Raw genomic sequence first — 19,981 nt, forward strand, 5'->3', positions numbered from 1 at the left:
TCATGCCAGGGTCAGCTTGGCCTTGGCGACGACATTCTCGACGGTGAAGCCGAAATGCTTGAACAGCACGCCGGCCGGGGCCGATTCGCCAAAGGTGTCGATGCCGACAACAGCGCCTTCGAGGCCGACATATTTATGCCACAGCGCCGTCACGCCGGCTTCGATCGCCACGCGCGGCACGCCACGCTGCAATACGCTGGCCTTATAGGCGGCGTCCTGGCGGTCGAACACATCGGTGCAAGGCATCGATACGACGCGGGCGGCAATGCCCTGCGCGGCCAGTTCGTCCGCAGCCTTGACCGCCAGTTCGATTTCCGAACCGGTGGCGATCAGGATAACCTTGGCGTCTTTGGCCTCCCTCAGGATGTAGCCGCCACGCTTGATGCTGGCGACTTGTTCGGCGGTACGTTCCTGATACGGCAGGTTCTGGCGCGAAAAGATCAGCGTGCTCGGGCCGTCGCTGCGCTTGACGGCCTGCTCCCACGCCACGGCCGATTCGACCGTATCGCATGGACGCCAGTTGTCGAGGTTGGGGACCAGGCGCAGGCTGGAAACATGCTCCACCGATTGGTGCGTCGGACCGTCTTCGCCCAGGCCGATCGAGTCATGTGTAAACACGAACAGCGTGCGGATCTTCATCAGCGCGGCCATGCGCAGCGCGTTGCGGCTGTAATCGGAGAAGGTCAGGAAGGTCGCGCCGAACGGGATATAGCCGCCATGCAGGGCGATGCCGTTCATAATCGCGCTCATGCCGAATTCGCGCACGCCGTAGTTGATGTGGTTGCCGGCGACATCGGCACGGACAGCCACCGATTCTTTCCAGTTGGTCAGATTGGAACCGGTCAGGTCGGCCGAACCGCCGAGGAATTCAGGCAGTACTTGCGCATAAGCCTGGATCGCGTTCTGGCTGGCCTTGCGGGTGGCGATGGTTTCTTTCTTCTCCATGGTGCTGGCGATGTAGGCCTGCACAGCCGCATCGAAACCGGCCGGCAATTCGCCCTTCAGGCGGCGCACCAGTTCCGACGCTTCTTTTGGATATTTGGCCTGATAAGCCTCGAACAGCTTGTTCCAGGCGGACTCCAATTGCTGGCCTTGTGCCTTGCCGTCCCATGCGGAATAGACGTCGGCAGGAATTTCAAATGGCGCCGCGGTCCAGCCCAGCGCTTCACGCACGGCGGCGATTTCCTTGTCGCCCAGCGCCGCGCCATGGACCTTGTCGGTGCCGGCCAGGTTCGGCGAACCCTTGCCGATCACGGTCTTGCAGCAGATCAGGGTCGGCTTGTCGGCCAGCTTGGCCTGGTGAATTGCCGCATTCACGGCTTCGACGTTGTGGCCGTCAACTCCCGGAATCACGTTCCAGCCATAGGATTCGAAGCGCTTCGGGGTGTCGTCCTTGAACCAGCCTTCGACATGGCCGTCGATGGAGATGCCGTTGTCGTCGTACAGCACGATCAGCTTGGACAGGCGCAGCGTGCCGGCCAGCGAGCAGGCTTCGTGCGAAATGCCTTCCATCAGGCAGCCGTCGCCGACGAACGCGTAAGTATAGTGATCGACCACCGCCAGATCGGGCTTGTTGAATTCGGCGGCGAGCAACTTTTCTGCCAGCGCCATGCCGACGGCATTGGTGACGCCCTGGCCCAACGGGCCGGTAGTGGTTTCCACGCCCGGCGTGACATGGACTTCCGGGTGGCCGGCGGTCTTGGAATGCAGTTGGCGGAAATTCTTGATCTCTTCCATCGGCAGGTCGTAACCGGTCAGATGCAGCAAAGCGTATTGCAGCATGGAACCATGTCCGTTCGACAACACGAAACGGTCGCGATTGGCCCATTGCGGATTGGCCGGATTGTGACGATAGTGCTTGGCCCACAAGGCGACTGCGATTTCCGCCATCCCCATCGGCATGCCAGGGTGTCCTGAATTTGCTTTTTGTACTGCGTCCATTGCCAGCACGCGGATCGCGTTGGCCATCTTGTCGGTAGGGAGAGTGGAAGTCATGTCGATGTCAAAGAGTTGCGGATTGCGGTCGATCCATGGCGTCATCACGGTTTCGCGGTTCGCCATCCAGCGACCCGTGCGTCTGCAATAACGCGCATTTCGAATGTCTTGCCGGTTGCCCCGGAGAACTCCCGAAACAAGCCAGACTGAGCCAAGTATTTTACCAGACAGAAGCCCGAAGAATTAAAATCAAGCTTCGCCGCCGGGGCAGGAAAGCATGTCCGAAAACAATTCTCACCGCTTTTTCCCAGCATCCGGCGCTAAAAAGTATCTATTTATCGTTTTCCACCTGCTTCCATCGATCATGCCCCGTTTTTATTGTTCCGACTCCCTGGCCATCGGCATGACGCTCGCCTTGCCCGACCAGGTGGCGCACCACGTCCAGGTCATCCGGATGCAGGTCGGTCACGCCGTCACACTGTTTAATGGACAGGGGGGCGAATACACCGCCGTCATCACGCAGATGGAAAAGAAACGCGTGTACGCCGAGATCAAGACCTTCTCCCCGCGCGAGGCCGAGCTGTCCTATGCCGTCACGCTGGCGCAAGCCTTGCCGGAAGCATCCAAAATGGACTGGATCATCGAAAAGGCCATGGAACTCGGCGTCACAGCAATCCAGCCGCTGGCCGCGCAGCGTTGCGTGGTGCGCCTCAACGGAGAACGCGCCGAAAAGAAGCATGGCCACTGGCAAGGCATCATCCAGGCCGCCGCAGAACAAAGCGGCCGCAACCGCCTGGCGCAACTGGCGCCGTTGACCGATTTCAACAGTTGGATCGCCCAAAGCGATCTGCACAAGCGCATCCTCCTGTCGCCGCGCGGCGAGCAGTCGCTGTCCGACTGGGCGCGCCACCAACCGGTGCAGGCGCTGAGCCTGATGATCGGCCCGGAAGGCGGCTTTACCGAAGCCGAAGAAACCCTCGCCTGCGACCATGGCGCACTCATGCTGTCGATGGGCCCGCGCGTGCTGCGCACCGAAACGGCCGGCCTCGGTGCGCTGGCTGCGATCAACGCCATCTGGGGCGAGATGTAGCAAAAATCCCGGCCACAGCCGTTGAACCATCCGCGTCTTTACAGAGTCTTGCAAATACCGGCATCCGCCGGTGCCGGCAGCGGTTCCACCATTTTTTATCCAGGAGAACAAGATGGGATTACTCGACAGCGTACTTGGCGCACTAAACAACAACGCGGGCACAAACGATGGAGCGGGCGGCGATCCCAAAGCCGCCCTCATCCAGGCCGTCCTGGCAATGCTTGCCAACAATCAGTCCGGCGGCCTCGGCGGCTTGCTCGGCAACCTGCAAAACGCCGGCCTGGGACAAATCGTCGACTCATGGATAGGCACAGGCCAGAATCAACCGATCTCGGGCGAACAAGTCGAACAGGCATTAGGCAACGATCAGTTGAGCGGGCTGGCGCAAGCTGCCGGCATCTCCGAGGTCGATGTCGCCGGCCACCTGTCCCAGATCCTGCCCGGCCTGGTTGATCACCTGACGCCGAATGGCCAGTTGCCCGAATCCGACGACAATCTTGGCTCCCAACTTGGCTCTCTGCTCGGCGGCTTGCTGGGCGGCAAACCTGCTTGATCCAATTGAAGCGCCTGCACCACAATCTGGTGCAGGCACCAATTTGGCCTTCCCGATCGCGCCAATCGAACGCATTTTTTCACATCGGCATCCACTTGACCTGCTCGATTGCGCGGTCCGACCCATCGTTGCAATCCTGCCCACCACCCTGAAAACATTGTAAGAATCGGCGCTTCCGCCGCATTATTGTTCTTTCCGCTTACTGACCCGACCTCCGCTGGCACGTTACCTGCTTAATATTTTTTATCTTGTATTCAAGAATGAATATAAATATGTCAGCAACTACTTTACGCCACAATTTAGCTTCCGCGCCGCAGCGGACCATCGCCGATTTACTGACCTCTTACCGCGCCGGCAGCCTCACGCCCAGCAAGCTGATCGGCGATGTGCTCACGCAAATCGAACAGTCCGACCGCAGCGAAGTCTGGATCAGCCGCGTGCCGGCCAAGACGCTCAGACAACAGGCCGCGGCGCTGGACCTGATGCTGCAGATCAAGGGCGAAGCGGTGTTCGAGTCGCTGCCGCTGTTCGGCATCCCGTTCGCGGTGAAGGACAACATCGACGTCGCCGAACTGCCCACCACTGCCGCCTGCCCCGAATTCAGTTACATGCCGCAAGCCAGTGCCGCCGTGGTGTCGCGCCTGCAGCAAGCCGGCGCGCTACTGGTGGGCAAGACCAACCTGGACCAGTTCGCCACCGGCCTGGTCGGCGTGCGCTCGCCCTACGGCGCGGTGCGCAACGCGCTGCGGCCGGAATATGTCTCGGGAGGTTCCAGCTCCGGTTCGGCAGTCGCGGTCGCGCTCGGACAGGTGATGTTTTCGCTTGGCACCGATACCGCCGGCTCCGGCCGCGTGCCGGCCGGCTTCAACAATCTGGTTGGCCTGAAGCCGACGCGCGGGCTGCTCAGCGCGCAAGGCGTCGTCCCTGCCTGCCGCACGCTGGATTGCATTTCCATCTTTGCCCATGACGTGGCCGACGCCTGGCGCGTACTGCAAAACGCCGCCGGCTTCGATCCCGCGGACGCTTATTCACGCAGCCCGGCGATGCTCGGCGTCAAACAGCGCGGCTATCGCATCGCGGTGCCGCAGCGCGCGGAATTCTTCGGCGATCAGGTCGCGCGTCTGGCATATGAGCAAGCACTCGACAAGATTGCCGCCCTGCCCAATGTCAGCGTCGTCCACATCCCGTTCGAACCGTTCGCCGACGCCGCCCAGTTGCTTTACCAGGGCCCCTGGATCGCGGAGCGCCGCGCCGCGATGGGCGACTTTTTCGACAGCCACAACGAGGCGGTGCATCCGGTCGTGCGCGACATCACGGCGCAGGCCGACAATTACAACGCGGTCGATGCCTTCAATGCGCAATATCGTCTGGCCGAACTGCGCCGCGAAGCGGAACTGCTGCTGCAAGACACCGACCTGCTGCTGGTGCCGACGGCACCGACCATGCCGACCATTGCCGCAGTCGAAGCCGATCCGGTCACGCGCAATGCGCAACTCGGCTACTACACCAATTTCGTCAACCTGATGGATATGGCGGCGCTGGCGATCCCCGCAGTCTGGCGCAACGACGGCCTGCCTGCCGGACTGACGCTGATCGGACCGGCCGGTTCCGACCATCTGCTGGCCGAAGCCGGCGCACAATTCCAGCAGGCGCTGGGCGGCGCGGCGCAAGCCGACGCCGTGGCAGCGGCGCCATTGCCGTTCAACGAACCCACCGTCAAGGTCGGCGTCGTCGGCGCCCACCTGAGCGGCCAGCCGCTGAACTGGCAACTGCTGGAAGCCGGTGCACGCCTGCATGCCAGCACCACCACCAGCAAGAACTACCGCCTGTACGCCTTGGCCAATACCACGCCTGCCAAACCGGGACTGGTGCGCACGCCCGACGAAGACGGCGCGGCGATTGCCATGGAAGTATGGGAAATACCCTTGCGACATTTCGGCGGCTTCGTCGCCGCGATTCCCGCGCCGCTGGGCATCGGCACGGTCGAACTTGCCGACGGCGCCAGCGTCAAGGGATTCATCTGCGAGCCGGCGGCGCTCGCCAATGCCCGCGACATCACCGGCTACGGCGGGTGGGTCGCCTATCTCGCCACCAAGATCTGACACGACACACGAAAGGAAACCGGCATGGAAAAGACGAACACAGCGGTACAGACACCGTCAGCGCAACCGCAGCGGCGACGCTTCCTCGGCCAGACCGTCGCCGCCGCGTTCGCGCTGGGCGCTCCGGCGATCCTGCGCGCACAAAGCGTTCCCATCCGCATCGGCTACTGGCCGGTCGCCGCCGGCCTGCCCTTCTACGCGGCGGTGGAAGCCGGTTATTTCAAGGAAGCCGGCCTCGATGTGCAGCCGATCAAGTTCGCCGGCGCGCAGCAGGTCATGGAAGCGATGCTGTCGGGCCGCGCCGATGGCTCCGCCAACGGCACAGGCGCCGGCAACCTGGCGATCGGTGAAATCGCCCAACCCGGCCTGTTCAAGATCTTCGCCACCAATCCGAGCAATGCGCAATACGTGCTTGATGAATTCCTGGTGCCGAAGGACAGCGCCATCAAATCCATTGCCGAACTGAAGGGCAAAAAAATCGCCTCCGGTCCCGGCATCCAGAACGTCACGCTGGCCAGGACCGTGCTCGAACGTGCGGGCGCGACCGGCGCCACCGTCACGGAGCTGCCGATCGGCCAGCACGTCGCCGCGCTTGCCGCCGGCCAGGTCGACGCCGTCTACACGCTGGAGCCAACCGGCACCGTCGGCCGCATGAACAACACTACCAGAGTGCTTGAAGCAGGCGTCATCGCCAAATACGTGCTCGGCAATCCGACTGCGCCGTGGCATGGCGGCGCGGCGGCACTGACCACCGACTTCATCAGGAAGCATCCGGCCGAAACCAGGAAATACATCGCCGCCTACACGCGCGGCATCCAACTGACCCGCACCAATCCGGAGAAAGCGCGTGCCTACCTGAAAGGCTACACCGCCATCGAAGGATCGCTGACCAACGAAGTGCCGCTGGCATCCTACATGCTTTACAACGAATTCAAGGCCAGCGACATCGCCTACTTCCAGAAGTTTTATGACCTGTTCGTCGAGAAAGGCATTTTCTCGTCGCGCGTGATGGTCGATTCGCTTCTTTACAAGGGGTAATCATGTCCGAATCCATTGCCGCCGACGGCACGGCGCAAAAAACTGCGATGCCGGCAAGCGTAGACGCCGGACCTGTGCGCGCGGTGAAAAAATGGCGTGCGCCGCGCTCGCTCGGCAAGTTCCTGCCGATCATCGGCCCGGTTGCACTGTTCATCCTCTGGGACGTGGTGGTACGCGCCGGCTGGATCAAAGCGATCCTGTTGCCGACACCGCAGGCCACGCTGATCACATTGGTCAACGGTCTTGCCGGCGGTGCGCTGCTGACGGATTTCCTGGTGACGGTGATGCGCACGCTGGAAGCCTTCGTCATCGCCGCCGTGATCGGCGTGCCGCTCGGCGTTCTGCTCGGCAGTAATGAGCGCGCATACCGCAGCGTCGAGTTCCTGATCGACTTCTTCCGCTCGACGCCATCGTCGGCGCTGATCCCGCTGTTCCTGCTGATTTTCGGCGTGTCGGACATCAACAAGGTTGCCATCGCCGCTTTCGGCGCGCTGCTGATCGTGCTGTTCAACAGCGCCTACGGCGTGCTCAATGCGCGCAAGCAGCGCGTCATGGCGGCCAAGGTCATGGGTGCGACGCGCTGGCAGATCTTCAAGGATGTGCTGCTGTGGGAAAGCCTGCAGCCGACCTTCGTCGGCCTGCGCAGCGCGGTGTCGATGGCGCTAGTGATCGTGATCGTGGCGGAGATGTTCATCGGTTCCGAAAACGGCCTCGGCCACAAGATCATCGACGCCCAGCAGGTGCTGAATGTACGCGAAATGTACGCCGCCATCCTGGCCGCCGGCGCGCTCGGCTACGCCTTGAACGTGGTGTTCATCGTGATCGAAAAACGTATCGTCCATTGGAGCGGAAGATGAGTGTCGTCATTTCCCCGAAACTGAAAGATGAAGAGCCGGTCGTCCCCTTCGTTCCCGGTCCGCCCGGCACGCACATCACGATTCGCGGCCTGACCAAATATTTCGCCGGCTGGCCGCTGTATGAAGACTTCAACCTCGACATCCCCAAGAACAAGATCGTCTCGGTGTTCGGTCCCAACGGCTGCGGCAAGTCGACGCTGATCAACATGATCGCGGGGCTGATGCCGATCGACTCGGGCGAGATCCTGTTCGACGGCAAATCGCTGGCCGACACCAAGATCGGCTATGTGTTCCAGAACTACCGCGAAGCGATGTTTCCATGGCTGCGCACCATCGACAACATCGCCTATCCGCTCAAGCTGGAAGGGAAATCGAAGCTTGAAATCAAGCGCCGCGTGGAAGAGCTGGTGGCCTCGTTCGACGTCAGGTTCGACCTCAACCGCTATCCCTACGAATTGTCGGGCGGCCAGCAGCAGACCGCGTCCATCATGCGCGCACTGGCGCCGGGACCGGAAGTGCTGTTCCTCGACGAGCCTTTTTCGGCGCTGGACTTCGAGATGACCCTGTTCATCCGCGAAAAGCTGCAGGAGGTCTTCATGCAGACCGGCACCACCATGGTGCTGGTCTCGCACGATCTTGAAGAGGCGGTCTACCTGGCCGATGAAATCCTCCTGCTGACCAAGCGTCCGACCCGGGTTGCCGACATCCTGCACTACGGCGATGCGCGTCCGCGCACGGTCGCCACCTTGTCTCAATCCAGTTTTATCGAAGCAAAAAAGCTGAGCCTGGAAATCTTCCAGCGCGAAGTCAGGCGTGAGGCCACGGCCCGGCCGCCGCAATAAACGCGTTCGCATTCTTTCGTCAACACGCCTTGCCAACAACATCACCAACGTTTCCCTTTCCTGGAGCCAAAGATGAACAACCGTCGCGACTTTCTCAAACTGACCGGCGCTGCCGCACTCGGCGCAGCCCTGCCCTTCGACCTGCTGGCGGCGGCGCCGCTGACGGTCGGCTTCATCTATGTCGGCGCGCGCGACGACTTCGGCTATAACCAGTCGCACGCGCAAGCTGCCGCCATCATCAAGAAGATGCCCGGCATCAAGGTGATCGAGGAAGAAAAAGTGCCGGAAACGGTGGCCGTGCAAAAGACCATGGAAGCGATGATCCAGCAGGACGGCGCATCGCTGATCTTTCCGACCTCGTTCGGCTATTTCGATCCACACGTCCTCAAGGTCGCGGAAAAATATCCCAAGGTGCGCATCGCCCACTGCGGCGGCCTGTGGACGCAGGGCAAGCATCCGCTGAATGTCGGCAGCTTCTTCGGCTATATCGAGGAATGCGAATACCTGTCCGGCGTGGTCGCCGGCCACATGAGCAAGAGCAAGAAGCTGGCCTTCATCGCCGCCAAGCCAATCCCGCAGGTGCTGCGCAACATCAACGCCTTCACGCTCGGCGCGCAGTCGGTCGATCCATCCATCACCACGCACGTCATCTTCACCGGCGACTGGTCGCTGCCTGTCAAGGAGGCCGAAGCCGCCAACAGCCTGATCGACCAGGGCTGCGACGTCATCACCTGTCACGTCGACGGTCCCAAGGTCATCGTCGAAACCGCCGAGAAGCGCGGCATCATGACCTGCGGCTATCACGCCAGTCAGGCCGCGCTGGCGCCCAAGGGCTACCTCACCGGCGCCGAGTGGAACTGGGCCACGCCGTACACGGAAATCGTCAAGGCCACCGTCGACGGCAAGCCGATGATCAATTTCCTGCGCGGCGGTCTCAAGGACAACTTCGTCAAGATGTCGCCATACGGCGCCAACGTCAGCGCCGCCGCCAAGAAGAAAGCCGACGACGTCAAGGCGCAAATGCTGGCCGGCAAGTTCCAGATATTCAAGGGGCCGATCAAGGACAACAAGGGCAACGTCGTGATCCCGGCCGGCACCACGCAGGTGCAGACCGACGTCGCGCTGGAAAAGATGAATTACCTGGTGGCCGGCGTCGTCGGCCAGGTATGAAAACTGCTTGAAGCAAGATGAAGCGGCGCAGCGGGACGGAGGGGCAGGCAGAGCATTCGCAAAACCCGTCGCGTCGCCCGGTTTTCTTTCGCGAACCAGGCTTGCCAGGACACTCGACATGAACGGAAACAACGGCATTTTCCCCACGCGGCTCGCGGCCCGCATCGGCATCCGGCTGACGCCGCTGCTGCCGACGCTGTGCGCGCTGATCGGCACGCTGCTGCTGTTCGTGCTGTTCCTGATGGTGCAGGGACGCCCTGCCGGCGAAGCCTGCCTGCTGATTTTCCAGGGCGCTTTCGGCTCGCTGTTCGCCTGGCAAAATACTTTGCAGCGCGCCGCGCCCTTGCTGCTGACCGCGCTGTGCGTGGCTTTGCCCGCGCGCGTCGGCCTGATCGTCATCGGCGGCGAAGGCGCGCTGGCGATGGGCGGCCTATTCGCCGCCGTCCTGCCCTCTTTTTTACCGGCGCTGTCGCCGTGGGTAATGCTGCCGCTGATGGCAATCGTCGCCATGCTGGCCGGCGGCCTGTGGATTGCGCTGTGCGGCGCCCTGCGCCAGTGGCGCGGCGTCAACGAGACGATTTCCAGCCTGCTGCTGTCGTACCTGGCGGTGGCCTTGTTCAAGCATCTGGTCGAAGGCCCGCTGCGTGATCCCGCCAGCCTCAACAAGCCATCCACCCTGCCCTTGCCCGATGCTTACCTGATCAATCCCCTGCCCGGCCTCGATGTGCACTGGGGATTGGTGTGGGGCTCGTTGGCGTGCGGTGCCGCCTGGGTGTTCCTGCGCCATAGCGTGGCCGGTTTCGCCATGTCCGTCGTCGGCGGCAACGGCCGCACCGCCAGGCTGGTCGGCCTGCCGGTCAACCGGCTGGTGCTGACGGCTTGCGCCATGGGTGGCGCGGCGGCGGGACTGGCGGGGATGTTTGAAGTCGCGGCGGTGCACGGCAGCGCCAACAGCGCCTTGCTGGCGGGTTACGGCTTCAGCGGCATCCTGGTGGCATTCGCGGCGCGCCAGAATCCGCTCGCCATCATCGTCTGTGCGATCGTCATCGGCGGCGTCGAAGCCAGCGGCAGCCTGCTGCAACGCCGGCTCGACCTGCCCGACGCCACCACGCTGGTATTGCAAGGCCTGCTGTTCTGCAACCTGCTCGCATGGGAGGCCGTCACCGGCCGTCTCGGCGCGCTGAAAACGCGCTGGCAGTTGCAGGCGCAACCGCTGGCGGCAAGCAAAGCGGAGGCCAGCCATGTCTGATATCGATGTCACCACGCTGCTGCTGGCCCTGTTCGCCGGCGCGATCCGGGTCGGCACGCCGTTCCTGTTCGTCAGCCTGGGCGAATGCCTCACCGAAAAAGGCGGACGCGTCAATCTGGGGCTGGAAGGCATCCTCGTGTGCGGCGCCATGACCGGCTATGCGGTGTCGTTCTTTTCCGGTTCGGCCTGGCTGGGCGTGCTGGCGGCAGGCGCATCGGGGCTGCTGCTCGGCACCCTGCACGGCCTGGTGTGCTCGCTGCCGCGCGTCAACGACATCGCCTTCGGCATCGCGCTGATGCTGCTCGGCACCGGGCTGGCCTTTTTCCTCGGCAAGCCGTTCATCCAGCCGCAGGCGGCGATGCTGCCGTCGATCGACCTCGGCGCCTGGAGCGGCAATCCGCACCTGCACCATGCGCTGCAGATCAATGCACTGTTCCTGATCGGCGTGCTGCTGGCGGCGGCGCTGCAATGGGGCTTGTCGGGCACGCGCTGGGGCCTGGCGCTGCGGCTTGTCGGCGACCATGCCGAGACCGCCCGCGCGCTCGGCTACCGCATCAACCTCACGCGCATCGTCGCCACCGCCTGCGGCGGTTTCCTGGCAGCGGTCGGCGGCGCTTATCTCTCGCTGTATTACCCGGGAAGCTGGAACGAAGGCCTGTCGAGCGGACAAGGATTGATGGCGGTGGCGCTGGTGATCTTCGCGCGCTGGCAGCCGATACGCTGCCTGCTGGCGGCCCTGCTGTTCGGCGCGGCCGGCGCGCTCGGCCCGGCCTTGCAGGCGGTCGGCGTGACCTCGGGCTATTACCTGTTCAACGCCGCGCCGTATGCGCTGACCTTGCTGATCATGATCGTCACCTGCCGTCCCGACCGCACGCTGTCGAGCGCGCCGGGCGAACTGAGCCTTACCCGATAACACTTTCTGGCGGAGAAACCGATATGTCCGAATTATTCATCCAGGCCGAACCTTACCCATGGCCTTACGACGGCGCGCTGACGCCGGCCAATACTGCGCTGATCGTGATCGACATGCAGACCGACTTCTGCGGCATCGGCGGCTACGTCGACAAGATGGGCTACGACCTGTCGCTCACGCGCGCGCCGATAGCGCCGATCCGGAACGTGCTGGCCGCCATGCGCGCCGGCGGCTACACCATCATCCACACGCGCGAAGGCCATCGTCCCGACCTGTCCGACCTGCCCGCCAACAAACGCTGGCGCTCGCGCCGGATCGGCACGAATGGCGTCGGCATCGGCGACGAGGGGCCGTGCGGCAAGATTCTGGTGCGCGGCGAACCGGGCTGGGAAATCATTCCCGAACTGGCGCCGATCGCCGGCGAGATCGTCATCGACAAACCCGGCAAGGGTTCGTTCTGCGCCACCGATCTGGAACTGATCCTGCACACGCGCGGCATCCGCAACCTGATCCTGACCGGCATCACCACCGACGTCTGCGTCCACACCACCATGCGCGAAGCCAACGATCGCGGCTTCGAATGCGTGATGCTCGACGACTGTTGCGGCGCCACCGATCACAACAACCACCTGGCGGCGCTGTCCATGATCAAGATGCAGGGCGGAGTGTTCGGCGCCGTGTCCGACTCGGCTGCGCTGCTGCGCGCCATAGGAAAATAATCATGCACGCGCTTGAGCTGGAGATCATCGGCGCCGGCAAATCCTTCGGCGAATTCCGCGCGCTGGACGATGTATCGATGAAGATCAAGGCCGGCACCGTCCACGCCCTGCTCGGCGAAAACGGCGCCGGCAAGAGTACGCTGGTCAAAGGTCTGGTCGGCTACAGCCCGCTTGATCAGGGCATCATCCAGGCCGACCGCCGCGAAGTGGAAATCCGCGGCCCGCGCGTGCCCAATACGCTGGGCATCGGCATGGTGTACCAGCACTTCACGCTGGCGCCGAGCCTCTCCGTGGCGGAGAATCTGCTGCTGGCGCGCGGCGGTATGCGCTGGCGCATCCATTGGAACCTGGAGCGCCAAGTCCTGCAGGAATTCATGGAAGCGATGCCGTTCCGGCTCGATCTGGATCGCGCCATCAGCGGCCTGTCCGCCGGCGAAAAACAGAAACTGGAAATCCTCAAGCAGCTCTACCTGCGCCGCCGCCTGCTGATCCTCGACGAACCGACCTCGGTGCTGACGCCGCAGGAAGCCGACGAAGTGCTCGGCCTGATGCACGACCTGACGCGCCGCGAGGAATTGACGGTGCTGATGATCACGCACAAGTTCCATGAAGTCACCGCCTATGCCGACGACGTGACCGTGCTGCGCAAAGGCAAACTGGTCGGCAGCACCGCGGTCGCCGACACCAGTCCGGCGGAACTGGCGCACTGGATGATGGGACAGGCGCGCGTCGAAAAGGAAACCGTCGCGCGGCCGTCGGTGCCCGCCGACGCGCAGGTCGGCCTGAAAGTGGGCGATTTGCTGGTGCTCAACGACCGCGGCGTCGCCGCCGTCAATGGCTTGTCGCTGCAAGTCAGGCGCGGCGAGATCGTCGGCCTGGCGGGCATTTCCGGCAACGGTCAGAAAGAACTCGTGGAAACCTTGCTCGGCCAGCGCCGCCGCTTGTCCGGCGCGGTGCAAATCGGCGGCGCGGACTATCAGGCCAGCCGTGCCGAAATGCGCGAACGCAAAGTCTTTGCCTTGCCCGAAGAACCCTTGCGCAATGCCTGCATCGCCGGCATGAGCGTGGCTGAAAACATGGCGCTACGCAATTTCGACGTGGCGCCGTTCAAGCGCAACGGCTGGCGCGTCGATCGCGGCGCCATGCGCAGGCAGGCACAGGCCCTGATCGCTGCATTCAACGTCAAACCGCCGGTACCGGAACGCGCCATCGGCACGCTCTCCGGCGGCAACGTACAGCGCGCGGTGCTGGCGCGCGAGCTGGGCGACTCGACCCGGCAGGAGGATGCCGTCAATGTGCTGATCGTCGCCAACCCGGTGTTCGGCCTGGACTTTGCCTCGGTCGCCGACATCCATGCGCGGCTGCTGCAAGCGCGTGCGCTCGGCGCCGCGGTATTGCTGGTCAGCGAAGACCTCGACGAATTGCTGGAGCTGTCGGACCGCATCCTGGTGATGACCGACGGCGCCATCGTACACGAGACGAACGCCGCCGGCGCCGAGCGCGCCGAACTTGGCCGTTGGATGGCGGGTCATCACGCCGATCGGGCCCCTCCTGCGCAACAAGACATTCCACTGGAGACTGCATGATCACCGTCGACGCCGTACCCTATCCCTATCGTTTCGACAGCGACCGCGCCGCGCTGGTGGTGATCGACATGCAGCGCGATTTCATCGAGGAAGGCGGCTTCGGCAGCGTGCTCGGCAACGACGTGCGGCCGCTGGCGACCATCGTGCCGACCGTCGCGAAGCTGCTGGCCTTGGCGCGCGCGCAAGGCATGCTGGTGGTGCATACGCGCGAATCCCACCTGCCGGACTTGTCGGACTGCCCGCCGGCCAAACTCAGGCGCGGCAATCCCGCGCTGGCCATCGGCGCCGAAGGTCCGATGGGCCGCATCCTGGTGCGCGGCGAACCGGGCAACCAGATCCTGCCGATGCTGGCGCCGCGAGACGGTGAACTGGTGATCGACAAGCCCGGCAAGGGTGCGTTTTACGCCACCGACCTGCACGCGCAATTGCAGCAACACGGCATTACGCATCTGCTGTTCGCCGGCGTCACCACCGAAGTCTGTGTGCAGACCTCGATGCGCGAAGCCAACGACCGCGGCTATGAATGCCTGATCGTCGAAGACGCCTGCGCCAGCTATTTCCCGGTGTTTCACCAGGCCACGCTGGCGATGCTGATCGCGCAAGGCGGCATCGTCGGCTGGAAAGCGCCGCTGGCGACATTGCAAAAATCTTTTGGAGGTCCCGCATGATGGGCGTTACACCGCAAGTCAACCTGCCGCATGTGGTGGCGGAAGTCGAGCAAGCTTTCGCCGACTATGAGCATGCCTTGCGCATCCATGATGTTGCGGCGCTGGACCGCTGGTTTTGGTACGACCCGCAGACGGTGCGTTACGGCGTGGCGGAGATTCTGCTGGGCGGCGAAGCGATACGCCAATACCGCAAGACCTGCGCGCCGGTGCATCCTTCGCGGCGTCTGCAACGTACTCTAGTGACGACCTTCGGCGACGACTATGCTACTGTCAGCACCGAGTTCACCGCCGACGACTCGGATAAAATCGGCCGCCAGATGCAGACTTGGGTGCGCATGGACGCCGGCTGGCGCATCGTCGCGGCCCATGTCAGCCTGATGCCCTGATCGCGATGCTATTGATTTCCCTTTTTTGTATTGATGACGTTCCACCATGACCGTAACTGCTGCAAACCCTCTCGCTGAACAGGTTTACACCCGGCTCAAGGAAGACATCTTCAATTTCCGCCTGCTGCCGGGCGACAATTTCACCGAAACCGAAATGGCCCGGTCCTACGGCGTTTCGCGTACGCCCTTGCGCGACGCCTTGTTCCGGCTGCAACGCGAAGGCTACCTGGACGTCGGTTTCCGGCGCGGCTGGAAGGTGCGCCCGATCGACTTCGACCGACTCGACAATCTTTACGACCTGCGTATCGTGCTGGAAATGGCGGCACTCGAGCGTCTATGCCAGAATCCCGATCTCTCGCCCGGTTTACTGGAACTCAATGCCGTCTGGCTGGTGCCGGAAGAGCAACGCGAAAGCGAAGCTGTCAAGGTGGCCGAACTGGACGAGCGTTTTCACACCAACCTGGTCGCCGCCGCCGGCAATGAGGAAATGACGCGCATCCATACCGAAGTCACGGAAAAAATCCGTATCGTGCGCCGGCTCGACTTCCTCAAAAAGAACCGCGTGCTGGCAACCTATGAAGAACACGGCAAGATCCTCAAGCTGATCGCCAAGCGCAAAGCCACCGAGGCGCAGATTCTGCTACGCGCCCACATCACGCAAAGCAAACTCGAAGTCCGCAAAATCACCATCTGGATGCTGGCCGAGGCGCGTCAGGATCAGCTCGTGCAAAAGTAAGAGAACATCTTTCAAACAAAGCAATAATTTCAAAAAGACAACATTTCTCTTCCCGCGCCTCCGCACGGCGCCGCCTGATTGTCCCGTTTCGCCGCCAAATCGGGGGGAAGCCTCCGAAAACATTTATAATGGAAGGCTTTTGCAACGGCATCACTTTTAACCTCTTCCATGAAGGTATTTCGCGGACTTCCCAATGCTGAATCGCGCGCGCCCTGCGCCCTGACGATCGGCAACTTCGACGGCGTACACCGTGGCCACCAGGCGCTGCTGGCACAGGTGCGCGAAGCCGCAACCCGTCTGAACCTGGATGCCGCGGTGATGACGTTCGAACCGCATCCGCGTGAATTTTTCGCCCAGTTGGCCGGTACGCCTGAAAAGGCGCCGCAACGCATCGCCAACCTGCGCGACAAGCTGCAATCCTTGTCCAACACCGGCGTCGACCGCGTCATCGTCGAGCATTTCAACAGCAATTTCGCCGCACTGTCGCCGCAAGACTTCATCGAAAAAATCCTGATCCAGGGCCTGCACGTACGCTGGCTGATGGTCGGCGAAGACTTCTGCTTCGGCGCGCGCCGTGCCGGCAACATTGAGACCCTGATCGCAGCCGGCAAGCAATACGGCTTTGAAGTCCACACCATGCCGAACGTGAACAACGACGGCGTGCGCATTTCATCGTCGGCGATCCGCGCGGCGCTCGCCGAGGCGGACTTCCCGCATGCACGCCAGTTGCTGGGCCATTCATATGCAATCTCCGGCCATGTGGTGCATGGCAAGAAGCTCGGCCGCGCCATCGGTTTTCCGACGCTGAACATGCGTGTGGGCCACAAGCGGCCGGCGCTGTCGGGAATTTTCGTCGTGCAGGTGCACGGCATTGAAGACCGCCCGCTGCCGGCGGTGGCCAGCCTGGGCGTACGCCCGACCGTGGACGACAGCGGCCGCGTGCTGCTGGAAACGCATATCTTCGATTACAGCGGCGACTGCTACGGCAAGCTGGTGCGTGTGGAATTCCTCAAGAAGCTGCGCGACGAAGAGAAATACGTCGACCTACCGACGCTGACGGCGGCCATCGAACGCGACGCCGAACACGCGCGCGCCTGGTTCAGCGAACAGGCGAGTTTCGCCGTTTCCGCCACCGACCGAATTTGACGCTGGCCCGCCCCAGCGCGCCGCGCGCGATTTGCGCCGGTGCATCGCCCGGCATCCGCCGTCACCGTTTTACAGAATTTCATTGAAAAAAACTTATGTCGAACAACGAATCCTCCAAGCCAAACAAACCCGGCAAAGCTGAAGGCAAAGCGCCAGGCAAGTATCCGGTCAACATGACCGAAACCGCCTTCCCGATGCGCGGCGATCTCGCCAAGCGCGAGCCGCAATGGGTCAAGGAATGGCAAAGCAAGAAGGTCTACGAGCGCATCCGCGCAGCGTCGAAGGGCCGGCCGAAATTCATCCTGCATGACGGCCCGCCGTATGCCAACGGCGAAATCCATCTGGGTCACGCCGTCAACAAGATCCTCAAGGACATGATCGTCAAGGCTCGCAACATGGCCGGTTTCGACGCGCAATATGTGCCGGGCTGGGATTGCCACGGCATGCCGATCGAAATCCAGATCGAAAAGAAATACGGCAAGAACCTGCCGGTGGCCGAAGTGCAGGCCAAGGCGCGCGCTTACGCCAACGAACAGATCGAGCTGCAAAAGAAAGATTTCATCCGCCTGGGCGTGTTGGGCGAATGGGACAATCCATACAAGACCATGAACTTCTCCAACGAAGCCGATGAGTTGCGCGCGCTCGGCACGATTCTGGAGAAGGGTTATGTCTATCGCGGCCTGAAACCGGTCAACTGGTGTTTCGACTGCGGTTCGGCGCTGGCGGAAGCGGAAGTGGAGTATCAGGACAAGCGCGATCCGGCCATCGACGTCGGCTTCCCGTTTGCGGAGCACGACAAGATCGCCAAGGCCTTCGGCCTGGCGAAGTTGCCAACGGACAAGGGCTATATCGTCATCTGGACCACCACGCCTTGGACCATCCCGTCCAACCAGGCACTCAATGTGCATCCTGAATTCGACTATGCGCTGGTGCAGACCGAGCGCAACGGCGAGCCGTTGCTGCTGATCCTGGCCAACGATCTGGTCGAGGCCTGCCTGCAACGCTACGGCCTGACAGGCAAAGTGATCGCCACCACCAAGGGCGAAGCGCTGTCCCTGCTCAATTTTCATCATCCGCTGGCAAGCGCCGACAAGGGTTACGACCGGCTGTCGCCGATCTACCTCGGCGAATATGTGACCGCCGACAGCGGCACCGGCATCGTCCACTCAGCCCCTGCCTACGGTATCGAAGACTTTGTCTCATGCAAGGCACACGGCATGAAGGACGACGACATCATCAGTCCGGTCATGGGCGACGGCCGCTATGCATCGTCGCTGCCGCTGTTCGCGGGCCTGACGATCTGGGAAGCGTCGAAGCCGATCTGCGCCAAGCTGGAAGAAACCGGCTCGCTGTTCAAGCTGGTGATGTTCGACCACAGCTACATGCATTGCTGGCGCCACAAGACCCCGATCATCTATCGCGCCACATCGCAATGGTTTGCGAGCATGGACAACACGCCAAAGGACGGCGGCAAGAGCCTGCGCGAAACCGCGCTGCAGGGCATCGAAGACACGTCCTTCTTCCCGGCCTGGGGCAAGGCCCGTCTGCACGGCATGATCGCCAACCGTCCCGACTGGACGCTGTCGCGCCAACGCCAATGGGGCGTGCCGATGGCTTTCTTCGTGCACAAGGAAACCGGCCTGCTGCATCCGCGCACGCCGGAGCTGCTGGAACAGGTCGCCCAACGCATCGAGCAAGGCGGCATCGAGGCATGGCAGACGCTGGATCCCAGGGACTTGCTGGGCGATGAAGCCGATCAGTACCTGAAGAACAAGGATACGCTGGACGTCTGGTTCGACTCCGGCTCGACCCATCAGACCGTGTTGCGCGGTTCGCATAAACAAGAGCTCCAGTTCCCCGCGGACCTGTACCTGGAAGGCTCGGACCAGCATCGCGGCTGGTTCCACTCCTCGCTGCTGACCTCCTCGATGCTGAACGGCTGCGCACCCTACAAGGCGCTGTTGACGCACGGTTTCGTGGTCGACGGCGAAGGGCGCAAGATGTCGAAGTCGCTCAAGAACGGCGTCGAACCGCAAAAGGTCGCCGACACGCTGGGCGCGGAAATCCTGCGCCTCTGGGTGGCGTCGAGCGATTACTCCGGCGAGATCTCGATTTCCGACGAAATCCTCAAGCGCGTGACGGAAGCATATCGCCGCATCCGCAATACACTGCGCTTCCTGCTGGCCAATACGGCCGACTTCGATCCGGCCGCACATGCCGTGCCGGTGGCGGAGATGCTGGAAATCGACCGCTACGCAATCGCCAACATGGCCAATCTGCAAAAGGATATCCTTGCGCATTACGAGACCTATGAATTCCATCCGGTGGTGTCCAGGCTGCAGATGTATTGCTCGGAAGACCTGGGCGGCTTCTACCTCGACATCCTCAAGGATCGCCTGTACACCAGCGGCATCGATTCGCCTGCGCGCCGCTCTGCGCAGACCGCGATCTGGCATATCACTCAGGCCTTGCTACGCCTGATGGCGCCGACGCTGTCGTTCACGGCGGAAGAAGCCTGGAGCTTCTTCGCGAGCAAGGAAGCATTTACCGACAGCGGCGAAACCATTTTCACGCAGACCTATTACCGGTTGCCCGAAGTAGCGCAGGCCGAGGCGCTGGTCGCCAAGTTCAACGTGTTGCATGAAGTGCGTGCAGCCGTGACCAAGCAACTGGAAGAAGTCCGCATCGCCGGCGGCATCGGTTCGTCGCTGCAGGCGGAGGTCGAGCTGAAGGTCAGCGGCGACAAGGTGGCGCTGTTGCAGAGTCTGGGCGACGACCTCAAGTTCGTGATGATCACTTCCGCAGCCACAGTCACGGCGGTGGCGTCGGAGGCGGATGAAGCCATCGTTGTCACGCCATCGACATATCAGAAGTGCGAACGCTGCTGGCACTATCGCGCCGATGTAGGTGCGCATGCGGAACACGCCGGATTATGCGGCCGTTGCGTTGCCAATCTGTTCGGCAGCGGCGAAACCCGCCACTTCGCCTGAG

General features: G+C 62.4%; 17 protein-coding genes. 16 read left to right on the forward strand and 1 reads right to left on the reverse strand.

Annotation, left to right across the window (positions count from 1 at the left end; all coding sequences use genetic code 11):
- The gene (gene tkt / locus RV1423_RS05635) at positions 1-1,995 is read right to left on the reverse strand and encodes a transketolase (protein ID WP_034294522.1); all 1,995 of its coding nucleotides are present in this window, start codon (positions 1,993-1,995) and stop codon (positions 1-3) included.
- 304 nt (positions 1,996-2,299) lie between these two features.
- Here tkt and RV1423_RS05640 point away from each other — a divergent pair, with 304 nt between their 5' ends.
- From RV1423_RS05640 to ileS, 16 genes are all read left to right on the forward strand, one after another.
- Complete coding sequence (locus RV1423_RS05640) at positions 2,300-3,025, forward strand: 16S rRNA (uracil(1498)-N(3))-methyltransferase (protein ID WP_034294524.1); 726 nt, start codon at positions 2,300-2,302, stop codon at positions 3,023-3,025.
- Between the two features lie 112 nt (positions 3,026-3,137).
- Positions 3,138-3,578: a YidB family protein gene (locus RV1423_RS05645; protein ID WP_034294136.1), complete on the forward strand. Its 441-nt coding sequence runs from the start codon at positions 3,138-3,140 to the stop codon at positions 3,576-3,578.
- A gap of 272 nt (positions 3,579-3,850) precedes the next feature.
- Positions 3,851-5,680, forward strand: a complete 1,830-nt coding sequence (gene atzF / locus RV1423_RS05650; protein WP_051516500.1) for an allophanate hydrolase — start codon at positions 3,851-3,853, stop codon at positions 5,678-5,680.
- 24 nt (positions 5,681-5,704) lie between these two features.
- Positions 5,705-6,718 carry an ABC transporter substrate-binding protein gene (locus RV1423_RS05655; protein ID WP_034294139.1) on the forward strand — a complete coding sequence of 338 codons (1,014 nt, stop codon included), beginning with the start codon at positions 5,705-5,707 and terminating at the stop codon, positions 6,716-6,718.
- 2 nt (positions 6,719-6,720) lie between these two features.
- Positions 6,721-7,575 (forward strand): ABC transporter permease, encoded by an 855-nt coding sequence (locus RV1423_RS05660; protein ID WP_034294141.1) that lies wholly within the window; start codon positions 6,721-6,723, stop codon positions 7,573-7,575.
- Positions 7,572-8,417 (forward strand): ABC transporter ATP-binding protein, encoded by an 846-nt coding sequence (locus RV1423_RS05665; protein WP_034294144.1) that lies wholly within the window; start codon positions 7,572-7,574, stop codon positions 8,415-8,417. Before RV1423_RS05660 ends, RV1423_RS05665 begins: the two co-directional genes overlap by 4 nt.
- A 72-nt stretch (positions 8,418-8,489) precedes the next feature.
- Positions 8,490-9,587, forward strand: coding sequence for a BMP family ABC transporter substrate-binding protein (locus tag RV1423_RS05670; protein ID WP_034294147.1), 1,098 nt, complete (start codon positions 8,490-8,492; stop codon positions 9,585-9,587).
- 118 nt (positions 9,588-9,705) lie between these two features.
- Positions 9,706-10,836, forward strand: a complete 1,131-nt coding sequence (locus RV1423_RS05675; RefSeq protein WP_051516501.1) for an ABC transporter permease — start codon at positions 9,706-9,708, stop codon at positions 10,834-10,836.
- Positions 10,829-11,749: an ABC transporter permease gene (locus RV1423_RS05680; protein WP_034294149.1), complete on the forward strand. Its 921-nt coding sequence runs from the start codon at positions 10,829-10,831 to the stop codon at positions 11,747-11,749. The genes RV1423_RS05675 and RV1423_RS05680 overlap by 8 nt, the downstream gene beginning before the upstream one ends.
- A gap of 23 nt (positions 11,750-11,772) precedes the next feature.
- Complete coding sequence (locus RV1423_RS05685; RefSeq protein ID WP_034294151.1) at positions 11,773-12,468, forward strand: cysteine hydrolase family protein; 696 nt, start codon at positions 11,773-11,775, stop codon at positions 12,466-12,468.
- A 2-nt stretch (positions 12,469-12,470) separates the two neighbouring features.
- Complete coding sequence (locus tag RV1423_RS05690; RefSeq protein WP_051516502.1) at positions 12,471-14,054, forward strand: ABC transporter ATP-binding protein; 1,584 nt, start codon at positions 12,471-12,473, stop codon at positions 14,052-14,054.
- The gene (locus RV1423_RS05695; protein WP_034294153.1) at positions 14,051-14,722 is read left to right on the forward strand and encodes a cysteine hydrolase family protein; all 672 of its coding nucleotides are present in this window, start codon (positions 14,051-14,053) and stop codon (positions 14,720-14,722) included. The genes RV1423_RS05690 and RV1423_RS05695 overlap by 4 nt, the downstream gene beginning before the upstream one ends.
- On the forward strand, positions 14,722-15,108 hold the full coding sequence (hpxZ, locus tag RV1423_RS05700; protein ID WP_034294155.1) for an oxalurate catabolism protein HpxZ: 387 nt from the start codon (positions 14,722-14,724) through the stop codon (positions 15,106-15,108). The genes RV1423_RS05695 and hpxZ overlap by 1 nt, the downstream gene beginning before the upstream one ends.
- A 46-nt stretch (positions 15,109-15,154) precedes the next feature.
- The gene (locus RV1423_RS05705; protein ID WP_034294157.1) at positions 15,155-15,844 is read left to right on the forward strand and encodes a GntR family transcriptional regulator; all 690 of its coding nucleotides are present in this window, start codon (positions 15,155-15,157) and stop codon (positions 15,842-15,844) included.
- 168 nt (positions 15,845-16,012) lie between these two features.
- A complete protein-coding gene (locus RV1423_RS05710) occupies positions 16,013-16,990 on the forward strand; it encodes a bifunctional riboflavin kinase/FAD synthetase (RefSeq protein WP_034294160.1) in 978 nt (325 codons plus the stop codon).
- Positions 16,991-17,085: 95 nt separating this feature from the next.
- Complete coding sequence (ileS, locus tag RV1423_RS05715; RefSeq protein WP_034294163.1) at positions 17,086-19,980, forward strand: isoleucine--tRNA ligase; 2,895 nt, start codon at positions 17,086-17,088, stop codon at positions 19,978-19,980.
- The last annotated feature ends 1 nt before the right edge of the window (position 19,981 follow it).

It is taken from the genome of Herbaspirillum sp. RV1423, assembly GCF_000577615.1.
GTDB lineage: Bacteria > Pseudomonadota > Gammaproteobacteria > Burkholderiales > Burkholderiaceae_D > Herbaspirillum.